The 11,918-nt window shown below is 48.2% G+C and carries 6 protein-coding genes; 5 read left to right on the top strand and 1 reads right to left on the bottom strand.

Translation table 11 applies throughout. The features are described from left to right. On the top strand, nucleotides 1-1,358 hold a 1,358-nt coding region (locus WCO51_04150; GenBank protein ID MEI6512451.1), incomplete at its 5' end, for an OFA family MFS transporter. Between the two features lie 239 nt (nucleotides 1,359-1,597). Then, nucleotides 1,598-4,150 carry an alpha-glucan family phosphorylase gene (gene glgP, locus WCO51_04155; protein ID MEI6512452.1) on the top strand — a complete coding sequence of 851 codons (2,553 nt, stop codon included), beginning with the start codon at nucleotides 1,598-1,600 and terminating at the stop codon, nucleotides 4,148-4,150. Between the two features lie 71 nt (nucleotides 4,151-4,221). On the opposite strand, the gene WCO51_04160 is transcribed toward glgP, so the two are convergent. Further along, the gene (locus WCO51_04160) at nucleotides 4,222-7,098 is read right to left on the bottom strand and encodes an Ig-like domain-containing protein (GenBank protein MEI6512453.1); all 2,877 of its coding nucleotides are present in this window, start codon (nucleotides 7,096-7,098) and stop codon (nucleotides 4,222-4,224) included. A 230-nt stretch (nucleotides 7,099-7,328) separates the two neighbouring features. On the opposite strand from WCO51_04160, the gene WCO51_04165 reads away from it, so the two are divergent. The 3 genes from WCO51_04165 to WCO51_04175 all read left to right on the top strand — a co-directional run. After that, nucleotides 7,329-8,078, top strand: coding sequence for a YebC/PmpR family DNA-binding transcriptional regulator (locus WCO51_04165; GenBank protein ID MEI6512454.1), 750 nt, complete (start codon nucleotides 7,329-7,331; stop codon nucleotides 8,076-8,078). A gap of 306 nt (nucleotides 8,079-8,384) precedes the next feature. Continuing rightward, nucleotides 8,385-9,506 carry a rhomboid family intramembrane serine protease gene (locus WCO51_04170; protein MEI6512455.1) on the top strand — a complete coding sequence of 374 codons (1,122 nt, stop codon included), beginning with the start codon at nucleotides 8,385-8,387 and terminating at the stop codon, nucleotides 9,504-9,506. 158 nt (nucleotides 9,507-9,664) lie between these two features. Then, nucleotides 9,665-11,918, top strand: a 2,254-nt coding sequence (locus WCO51_04175; protein ID MEI6512456.1) for an MFS transporter, incomplete at its 3' end; no start/stop codon positions are given.

Genomic DNA, 11,918 nt, shown 5'->3' on the forward strand with positions numbered 1-11,918 from the left:
TCCCTGTTTCACTTCGACCTATGGAGGGGATTTTGAACGTCGAGTTTCTAAAAAATAATCGTTGGATAGTGGTTATAGGCGCTCTCATGGTGCAATTTGCCTTGGGCGCTATTTATGCATGGTCGGTATTTACGCCTGATCTTGGGAAGGCTCCCTTTAATTTCACACCAAACCAAACGCAGGGCATTTTCTCTGCAGGGTTGGCGGCATTTGCCTTAATGATGATTGTCGCAGGCCAACTCCAAATGAAATTTGGGCCGAGAATGATGACCATGATCGGCGGCTTTTTACTTGGTTTAGGGTATGTATTGGCTGGCATGTTCGGGCATACTTTCATAGCACAGCTTGTGTGCATCGGTCTAATTGGCGGAAGCGGCATTGGTCTTGCTTATGTCTGCCCTATCGCTGTTGGCATGAAGTGGTTCCCTGACAAAAAGGGACTCATCACCGGCTTAGCGGTTGCGGGATTCGGCTTTGGCGCGACCGCATGGGTAATGCTCGCGCCCACATGGGCCAACGCGGCCGGCGTTATAGACGTACTAAAAGTCTTCACTATCTATGGATGTATATTTTTCGCGCTTGTCGAATTGGGCTCAATTGTCATGGTCAATCCACCCGCAGATTGGGCGCCGGCAGGTTGGAGTGGACCGAAGTCATCAACTTCAGGAAAAACTATCGCTTCTGTCGAATTCTCTTCCAGTGAAATGGTCCGCACCCCGCAGTTCTACATGCTGTGGCTTACGTTTGTGTTCAGCGCGCTGGCGGGGCTGATGGTGATCGGCATTATAAAACTCTTCGGCATTGATGCCCTCCAAGAGAGAAGTGGAATGACAGAGAAGGCAGCTTCGGCTGCTGCCGGTGTGGCGATGGCGGTATTCTATGCGCTCGCGAATGGTCTTGGTAGAATCGTATGGGGTGCCGTTTCAGATAAGATCGGCCGCAAGACCTCTATTATCATCATGACCGCCTTCCAAGGCGTGATGATGGTTGCCTTCTACTTAATCGGTGGAAGCGTCGGGCTCCTATTCGCAGGAGCGACAATCGTCGGGTTCAACTTCGGCGGTAACTTTGCGCTATTCCCTGCCATTACAGCAGATTTCTTCGGTACGAAATCTGTTGGCCGCAACTATGGTTGGTTATTCACAGCCTATGGCATCGGCGGCATTGTCGGCCCGATGATGGCAGGCCACTTTAAGGCGATTGGAAAAGGGCATGGAGTAACCGCATGGATGCCCGCCTTTATGATTGCAGGCGCCTTATGTATCGTGGCTTCCATTATCACCATACTTATCAAGCCGCCTGTGAAGGCTGCGATACTGACGCCTGTCAAGGAAAGAGAACTGGCTGGAGTTAAATAAACTCAGTTCACTTTTTATATACTCTTCAACCCATCTTGAATATCTTCAGGATGGGTTGATTGTTTTTGCGGAGAAAAATACTCTTAAAAAGATACTGGTAAAATTATTGTGGTTAATGGGTATAGTTGAATATGGAAATCTATTAGTAGCAGTGATTCTGCCTGATGGGTCTGCAACCATTTAGCTGATCTTGAGTGAAAGGGTTGGCTCGCGCCAACACGGAGTTACTGGGAGGATAAATGCACCAATTTCATACATTTTCTGTTGTACCTAAACTGCCCGATAAACTGCGGCCGTTAGAAAAACTGGCTTTTAATCTACGATGGAGCTGGGATAGCAGCCTTGCCGAACTTGCCAAAATGCTCGATTCGCATGCTTGGGAAGCTTCGTGTCATAACCCGGTGACGATGCTGGGCATGGTTCCTCAAGAGCGCCTTTCTCAAGCTGCTGAAGACCCTGTATTTATTGAACACATGGAAACGGCCTATCGGGAGTTGCAAGACCACTTAACAGGCGATTTCTGGTTCCAACAAGCACATGCAGATGCGGAGAATGTCAGCATCGCTTATTTCTCGGCTGAGTTCGGAATTGCGGAGTGTTTGCCAATTTATTCGGGCGGTCTTGGAGTTTTAGCAGGCGATCACCTGAAAGCTGCCAGCGAACTTGGCGACCCTTTGGTTGGAGTAACACTGCTCTACCAAAAGGGTTACTTTAGGCAATATCTCAATGTTGATGGATGGCAGCAGGAACGATATCCCTCAAACGACTTCAGCAATCTCCCCATCAACCTGATGAAGAAGCCTGATGGTAGTCCAGTCACTATTTCAGTCGACTTTCCCAACCGCAAAGTTCATGCACAGGTGTGGGAAGCTAAAGTCGGTCGCGTTTCCCTCTATATGCTCGATACAAATGTGGCTTTAAATGATGCGCGCGACCACTACATCACCAACGAACTCTATGGCGGCGATCAAGAGACACGCATTCAGCAGGAGATCATGTTAGGGATCGGCGGCACTCGCGCGTTGGTTGAATTGGGGATTTCACGTACTGTCTATCACATGAATGAGGGACACTCTGCATTTCTTGCGCTTGAGCGGATACGAATGCTCATGCAAGAGAAGGGTATCAGCTTCGATTTGGCTCGTCAAATAACGAGCGCCGGGAACGTTTTTACCACTCATACACCCGTTGCCGCAGGGTTTGATGTTTTCCATCCGGCGATGATGCAAGTTTATTTTGGAGATTATGCCAAATCGCTTGGTTTGGAATGGGAAGAGTTCATGGCGCTAGGCCGAGTAGACCCCAGCGACAAGACTTCAGGCTTTAACATGGCGGTTTTGGCTATGAAAAATTCGCCCTATGTAAATGGGGTAAGTAAGCTTCATGGCCAAGTCTCGCGCTCGATGGTTGAGCCGTTATGGCCTGGCTATTCAAACGAAGAAATCCCTGTGAATTCTGTCACCAATGGGATTCATACCAGCAGTTGGATATCTGCTGATATGGCACGATTATTTGACGAATATCTTGGCTTTGAATGGTCAAGCCAGGTACCGAAAGAGGAAATATGGGCGAAGGTCGATGAAATTCCTGATGAGGAATTGTGGGCAATCCATCAACGCCATCGTATGAAGCTGGTCGAGTTTGCGAGAAAGCGAATGCATGAGCAGTTGGTTCAGCGAAATGTAAATCGTCGTGAGGTAGATGCGGCAAAGAATATCTTGAACCCGGAAGCGCTTACCATCGGCTTTGCTAGACGCTTTGCAACTTACAAGCGCGCAACGCTCATCTTAAGCGATCCGGAGCGGCTCAAGAAAATTATATCCAATACCGACCGTCCAGTCCAGTTTGTTTTTGCTGGAAAAGCGCACCCAAAGGATGATGCCGGCAAAGATTACCTTCGCCAAATCGTTCACTTCGCGCGTGAAGAGTCTGTGCGCAATCACATGGTCTTCTTAGAAGATTACGACCTTGCAACCGCCCGTAAAATGGTGCACGGAGTTGATGTTTGGCTGAATACGCCCCGACGACCGATGGAAGCCAGCGGAACAAGCGGTATGAAGGTTGTTTGCAACGGCGGCTTGAACTTCTCGGTGCTTGATGGCTGGTGGGCAGAAGCCTATGAGCCGGAGGTCGGCTGGGCAATCGGTTCGGGCGAAGAGTACACGGATTTCGCCTATCAAGATCGTGTTGAAGCTCAGGAAATGTATGAGTTGCTGGAGCAGGATATAGTTCCGTTATTCTATAACCGAGACCAAGATGATGTCCCGCATGAATGGATTGCGAAAATGAAAGCCTGCATGCGTAAACTGATGCCAGTATACAGTACCTGCCGAATGGTACGCGAATATACCGATCGCTTCTATATTCCGGCCGGCAAGAGGTATCAGACCTTTGCCGGTGATGATTACAGCCGCGCCCAATCAGTTGTCGATTGGAAAAAGCGAATCAAGGCCAACTGGTCACAGGTTAGCGTGGGAGAGGTTAAGGAAGAAGAGGGAAACTTACTTACTATCGGCAGCGAGATGAAAATCTCTGCAATGGTCGAACTAGGTGTTCTTTCCCCGACGGATGTTTCAGTTGAAATCTATTGGGGTAATATCCGTACTGAAACCGGTGTTGTCAATGGCAGGACGATTCGAATGACTCGCATTGAATCCAAAGATGGGCTGCATCATTATGAGGGCTGCATTCCTTGCGATAATAGTGGATTACATGGATATACGATCCGAGTAATACCCGATCATCCAGACGCAGTTATCCCCTACGATTTGAACTTGATAACGTGGGAATAAACTAGTCGTAGGGATATAAGTAACAAGAAAGCCTCGCCTGCAATAGCAAGCGAGGCTTTCTTGTTTTTGGGCTATGAACCTGATACGCCAAAGTTGTTGATGATGGCAAGGAAGTCTAAGTCATCAACGATATTATCACCGTTCGAATCATAAATCGATCCGATACTGCCGAAGTTGTTGATGATGGCAAGAAAGTCAAGGTCATCTATTACGTTGCTATCGGTAACATCGCCCATAATTAAGCCTGCATGAGCAGGACCATCGAACGTTCCTGCGATGTTAGATCCGGAAGTGGTCACCGTGAGCGTTTGGCTTAGATATTTGAAGGGCTTAGCGCGAACAGTATGGCTGCCGGTAGGCGGAAGCGAAACTTGAAAAGTGGCTGTATTGCCGGAACCGGTCATCGAGACTGATGTAGGCGCGCCGCCATCAATAGTCACTTGAACTGGCAAACTCGAAATAGGGGTAACAGAACCTACCCACCCACCGAGTTTTATTGTTCCAGTGAATGAAATATCTGGAGTGACAGTATTAACAGTTATCTGAGATGCCCCAACATTGCCCACTTTATCCGTTGCCTCTACCCGTATAATGTGGGAACCGCCTATCGATGGTGCGTTCCAGGTTGTCGATGGACTAGTTCCCATTCCATTCGCAATCTGGCCTCCATCTAAGAGGATCACCCAGGTATCCGGATTAGCATCGGTAATCGTCGCGCCGATACTAACTGCCCCGCTCACATTTGCGCCATCAGTTGGAGTATTGATAACAACCGAAGGGATAATTCGGTCAACCGTAATCGATCTTGCGGTTGACAAACCGCTGTTTCCGGCAAGATCCGCTGCGGTTGCCTGGATTGAGTGAGAACCTTCACTAAGTGAACTGGTACTCACCGATTGGTTCCATGTGGGAGTAATTCCAGTTAGCAAATTCGTTGTACCATCCGCTTTGACCTGCCAACTTGTAAGATACGTGTCTGAAGCAGAACCACTGACGTTCATCGAAGTGCCCACAAACTGATTAGCGATCGGAGTACTTAAGATAACGGTTGGATTCGTTCGGTCAACAGTAATCGTTCTTGCGGTTGACGAACCACTGTTTCCGGCTAAATCAGTGGCGGTGGCTTGGATTGAGTGAGAACCTTCGGTAAGCGAACTGGTGCTGACTGACTGGTTCCATGTGGGGGTACTGCCCGAAAGCAGATTTGTTGTGCCGTCCGCTAAGACTTGCCACACTGATAGGTTCGTATCAGTTGCCGATCCGGTAGTCGTCATCGAACTTCCCACATACTGATTAGCAATCGGAGAGGTCAGTGTGACAACAGGAAGCGTATTATCGACATTAATGGTATGCACATCGGTTACTGAGTTTGAGGAAAGAGTGATCGTATGCGAACCATCTCCGTTCGTGGTTGAATCCCAGGGATTAGAGGGACTTGCGCTGCTTCCGCTGGCGATTGTAGTAGCCCCATCGAGCAGCCAGTTATAAGCAGGGCTTGCACCCCCGTTGGTGATCGTTCCGGTTAGCGTGATCGTTCCTTTGACCCATTGGTTTACTGTGGGTTGAGTAATAGCGACCGTGACGGGTAAGTTGACACTCGCACTTAGGGTATATCTTTGTACATCAGATACAGCTCCCGCAACATTCGATACGGTGAAATAGAACGTGCCTGTCGATGGCAGACTGTAATTACTAATCGTCTCGCTTTGTCCTGCTCCAGTTGCATTCTGGGTTAGCAGAAGTGATGTGCCATTTGTGTTATAAAGTTTAATCTGTAAGTCGTTGATTGTTAACGTATTAATTGAGCTCGTAGTAGTATCGCTATTACCGACTAAATAGGTCGATCCAACTGGCGTTACGGTTATTGTCACCGAGGATATCTGGCTTACTGTGAACTTAAACCAATCTATATCGTTGCTGATATCTGTTGAGAGATTGCTTGTAATAGTGGGAGTGCTCGTTAGCGTTCCAAGGTTTGTGGCGGAAGAATTGATGTCATTGTTTTCGAGAGAATCGCCGTAAAATAACTCACTGCCGCGAATATCATCATCTTGCGGTCCATCGAAATTGGTATTGAGATAAGGCTCCATCAGCTTTGTATGGTCTAATGGCCACACATGACCCAACCCCAACCCATGTCCATGCTCATGCATGATGGTATTGCGAAGCCATCGATAATTATTGTTTGTAATGTTCCATGCTTCTGATGTATCGAACACCATATCGCCGGTGTCGGGGAAGAAAGTATATGCCAGGACGTTATACTGGCCGTCGATATTATGTCCTACGATACGGATATCCCCACGCTTTCCAAGAAAACCTGGTCTAGTCGGAAATGTCGTACTGTCATCGCTTACTTCCGTGTAGGTAATCCCAGAAACTGTATGCCAAGCTTGAAAGCTTTGAGCAAACAACGTCTTCCACACAGTAGTACTACTAAACTGGCTATCAAGCGTAGCATTTAAGACATTCGGCGAAGCTATTTCACCCCCATAGCTGCTGGGAATATTAATGCCATCCGCAGGAAAGCTGTAAGTAAGCTTGATGGGATCTCCTTGCAAGCCAGTGCCCCCGTTTGCCGTTGTGGTCCATCGAGTACTGGCGACATATCGAGTTAATTCACCACCTGGCAATTTACTTAGGATTGAATTAAGATCGGTTTCATTAGTACCTGGTGAAACGCACAGTGAAATGGTATCCGTTTCGATACAAAAAGGCTGATCGCCGTTTCGGCTGATCATATCTCTGAGTACAATCATATCAACGGCTTTTTGGACAGGGTTCTCATTATCCAGCAACCATGGCCTCCAATCGACAAGAGACATTGGAGAGGTCATGTTAAAAGCCGAACCAATGAATGACGAGTTAGCTGCTCGAGCATTGGCAAACAATGCGAATATGAAGAAGGCACCAAAAACTATCAAAATTAGGACAATTATCTTTTGCATATTTATTTCCTGCTATAACCAATAACTAAAAACGCGAACCGATTCAGCCGAGCTTGCGGTTCGCGCTATCTTTAGAGCATACGTATCCTATTACATTATAACTCAACTTTTCAGAATCTGCCACTAGCCTACTTGCTTGTTATACTTATCTTGTAGTCAATATTTGACAGTGGGAGCGATTTGATGTTAAACTTTATATGAATTGGAACCAAAGGAGGTCCCTACAAGTTATGTCTGGCCATTCTAAGTGGCATAATATACGACTTCGTAAAGGTAAGCAGGACGCAGAGCGCGGCAAGATTTTCACGAAGCTGGCAAAAGAAGTTATTATTGCGGCAAGAGACGGCGGCGGGAACCCGGACATTAACCTCAAGCTCCGGCTCGCTATTCAAAAGGCGAAAGCCAACAGCATGCCTGCCGACAATATTAAACGGGCCATTCAACGTGGGACCGGAGAAATCGATGGGGTCCTATTCGAGGAAGTCATCTACGAGGGTTACGGTCCCGGGGGCGTTGCTGTCATGACTCAATGCTTGACCGATAATCGCAACCGAACTGTCGCTGAGATACGTCATGCTTTTGCCAAACTTGGCGGCAATATGAGTGAAAGCGGTTCAGTCGCCTGGCAATTCCATGCTAAAGGGATGATTCTCATCGAAAAGGATAAAGTCGATGAGGACACCGTGATGAATGTCGCGCTTGAAGCAGGCGCTGAAGATGTTCGTACGGAAGAGGAATACCACCAAATTATCACAGGCTTTGAGGAATTCGGGGAAGTTCGGCAGAAGATTGAGGATGCCGGTTTGCCGATGGAAAGCGCTGAACTGACAATGATCCCTCAAAATCTTGTTCTACTAGACGCGCATGAAGCCAACAAGATGATCCGTCTAATGGATGCTCTTGAAGACTTGGATGACGTACAAAACGTCTACGCCAACTTCGACATCCCCGACGACATCTTCCAGGACGCAATTCGATAGTTTTTAGGTTAAGGGTTAAAGCCAAATCCGAAATGTCCCCTTAAACCAGGAGGGGCTGGAAGGCATCTTTTTGTACAAGAGAATGCGGAAGAGAACCTCCCCTTGCCCCTTCTCGATGAGGAGGGGATTATGGAACTTTACTAAAAACCTAGTAAAACACCCAAACAAAAATATTTTGTTTATCGTCTAGATAAGTGTAGTGGATAAATTAGTCGCCGTGTTAAAATGAATAGGTCTCTCGTTAGTCATTGGCAATGGCCAAAGCGCCAATTTCCATATGCGACTGTGGGGCTCGTGCTATTGAACGTGCTAATGGCGCTTGTCACGTTGCCTAATAGCGATATTTCCGGTTCAAGAAACCTATTCGATGTCTTCGGCTTCATCCCCAAGGATCCTAGGGCTGCCGCTGTTGTTTCTAGTCTATTCCTTCACGCTGACGCAATTCACCTGCTGACCAATATGATTTTCTTATGGGTTTTTGCCAGCCATGTTGAATCGGCAATCGGTTTAGTACCGACCTTACTGCTTTATTTGGCAGGTGGGGTTACAGCAGTGATGACCCACTGGGCTGTTTCGATTGAAATGAGCCCAGTGACAGCAAGCCAGCCGCTTATTGGCGCTTCGGGCGCAGTCGCATCGATTATCGGCTATTTTGCCCTCCGTTACTATCGCTCCAGCGTTAAGATGATGTTCGGCACCGGTTGGAGAACATCCGCGTTATGGATTCCTGTATGGGTTGCCGCTCTGGTATGGATCGGCATTCAGAGCGCGGGAGCGATTTCTTCTTTGATGGATAATCAATCCAATAATATCGGCTATTGGGCGCATTTAGGCGGGTTCGGTTTTGGAATGATAGTTGGCGCTTTATGGCGTGCCGGTAATGTGGGAGAACGTGAAAGCAGCATCGAACAGGCCGAGGACGCGCTAAGACTTTCAAACCCAGCCACAGCGCTCAATTATCTACGCCCTCTTTTGTTGAACAATCCGGAAGACGCAGAGGTATTGGCTGTTACCGGTGCGGCATGGGAGCAACTGGGTGATCGTGAGTTGATGGGAGCCGATTGGGCGAAAGCAATTCGTTTCGGTATCGATACAGGCCAATTCAATATTGCCCGTGAATGCGCTATTAGGATGAAGGATCGACATCTTATTGGAGCCGTTGCCCCCACTCAACGATATCGTCTTGGATGTTTATGTTTTGAATATGGCGACCCGGAAATGGGCGTCTCACTCCTCGAATCAATCATCGTTGGCACCGGATACAGCGCCGATCGCGAGCATTCCCTCATAAAACTTGCCGACTACTATCTAAGAGGCCGAAAAAGCCCCGAACGCGCCCACAAGCTCCTCGAACGCTTCCTAACCGACTACCCCGGCAGCATCTTTGCCGACACCGCCCAGGGATGGATAAAACAGTTTCATTCGTAGCGAAGAAAAGCTCAAGAGACTGTCGTCCTAGTTTGATAGAAACTTGGACTAATCAAACGGTTTGAACATACCTATATTTAGGAAGGAAGCTTATAGCTGCTTTCACAAGGGTATGATCTTAGAGGGATTCTTAGCGCACATAGGATAATTCGCCCGATATGGACGAAAACATACCAAAATCTCTCAATCGCTTGGAAGTCATGCGTGGATTACGCATGGCAAATATCGAGTTTTTCCTCTTTAACGCGGGGTTGGTGCTGCTGACCGGGCCGTTCCTGATCGGTTATGCGCGTTCGATCGGCGCTAACTACTTTTGGATTGGCGTGTTGACTGCGTTGCCTTTCTGGGGCGAGTTGATGGAAATCCCAGGGGCGCTATGGGCCTCTCGTTTTGCTTCACGCCGACGGTTTGTGCTTCCAATAGCCTTTATTGAGCGCTTGGCATATGTTCCTATTATTTTAGTCGCCGTATTTGCCGCCACCCATTCAACACCTGTCGGCTTCTCTGTTCCTCTCCTGCTATTAGCGTTATCTTATACGGCTGCCTCCGCGCTGATGACTGCTCGAACACCGGCATGGATGGCTTGGCTTGCTGATATAGTGCCTGAAGACATACGCGGTCGATATTTTGGTTGGTACAACGCATTAAAACAATTGCCCTTGCTTGTAATAGCAATTCCGGTCGGGTGGTATTTGGATGTACTTTTAACTCGGCACATTGTATCGCCTCAGCTTGCATTCGGTTCGGTATTTGCCATCGCTTGCTTGTGTCTTTTCGGCGCCTACTATGCGCTATTCCTTCGCCCCGAAGCTCCTCGTGTTCAAGAACAGGCCGCACGAAGTTTTGGAGACACGCTTAAAGCTATCAAGGTTCCATTGGCTGATAAGCAATTCATGCGCTTGGTGTTCTATTTCGCCATCGCGAACGGGATGTCCATGCTCATAGGACCCTTTGTGACCGCTTATATGCTCGATCCAAAGCCGAACGCGTTAAATCTCGGGTATTTCATGGTCAATATGATTTCAGCAATTTCGGGAGTTTCAGGGATTCTTTCTCTACGCACTTGGGGCTATTTCAGCGACAAGTACGGTAATAAACCACTCTTAGTGGTGTCGGGCTTTGGGTTTGTCGTCCCACCAATTGTTTGGGCGCTTATTAATCCTAGCATGTCCATCTGGACTCTTATGATTATCCTAATTCCGATGCATATATTCGCAGGGATTAACTTCTCTGGCCTAATGCTCAGCCAGTTCAACCTCACTCTAGCGCTCTCGACTGATGAGAACCGACCTGGGTACCTTGCCCTCTTGAACACCGTTACGGGTCTAATGGCCGGCACCGGTTCGTTAGTTGGCGGGGCTTTGCTAACCAGGCTTTCGCTAACCAGCCTCGGGCTTGAACACTCTTTTGAACTGATGTTATCTATTAGTGCGTTGGGACGTGGACTTGCTCTCCTATTTTTACGCAAAGTCAGAGACCCGCAAGCCAGTTCGACCCGCTATTTTATATCACAAATCACTTCCGCCAAACCCTCCGGCTGGACGGCGCTTTCTCAAATGAACCGCAGTCGCTCTGAACAAGACCGCGTAAAAGCAGCTGATGCGCTTGGTCAATCGAAAATGGCCGTTGGAGTTGATGAACTAATCAAAGCCTTAGATGACCCAAGCCCTGAGGTAAGACGAAGCTCCGCCCAAGCTCTCGGACGCATTGGTGACGCCAAAGCGCTACCGGCCTTAGTCAACAAACTTGAAGATGAGGCTTCGAATATTGAGCCCGAAGCTGCCAAAGCGTTAGGCGATATCGGCGATAGTGAAGCTGTGCCGGTCCTGGTTGAAAAACTAGATCACCCAAATCCCACAGTCCGCCAAGCCGCAGCATCCGCTCTCGATCAAATGGGAGATTCAAGAGGAGCGGAGGTTTTAGCCGATGATTCAGGCACAGGAATAAGCGCCAACGATATGCTGGAAATGCCGTTTGATGAGATTATCAAGTTGCTGAATAACCCCGAAGCCCATAACCGTGCCGATGCCGCTGAAGCGCTGAGACTGCTTGGAGAACCCAAAGCTGCGCCTATTCTACGCGAACAATTAGAAAAAGAAGATCAACCATTAGTAGTCGGAGCTTTAGCCTATGCGTTGGGATGGCTAAGTGATTGTGAAGACGCTCCCCTCCTGCTTTCGAAGTTAGCAACTATCGAGCACCCCCACGTTCGCAACCGAATAGCCCTTGGCGTTGCTCATATTTGGGGTGTTGAAGACGAACTCTATAAGCTCTTTGCCTTAGAGGAAATGGAACAGGATAAAGCGATTATGAAGATCGTCAAACCGCTGATCAAAAACGCCCCCAACCTCTCAGAAGCCATTGACGCCTATGCCGCAGGAAACCACCAAGGCCTAGCCCTCGCCCTCGCTG

The sequence above is a fragment of the bacterium genome, assembly GCA_037131655.1.
GTDB lineage: Bacteria > Armatimonadota > Fimbriimonadia > Fimbriimonadales > JBAXQP01 > JBAXQP01.

Bases quoted from the DNA above. Each gene is read 5' to 3' on its own strand.
- glgP (MEI6512452.1), top strand. From the start codon at position 1,598: ATGCACCAATTTCATACATTTTCTGTTGTACCTAAACTGCCCGATAAA.
- WCO51_04160 (MEI6512453.1), bottom strand. From the start codon at position 7,098: ATGCAAAAGATAATTGTCCTAATTTTGATAGTTTTTGGTGCCTTCTTC.
- WCO51_04165 (MEI6512454.1), top strand. From the start codon at position 7,329: ATGTCTGGCCATTCTAAGTGGCATAATATACGACTTCGTAAAGGTAAG.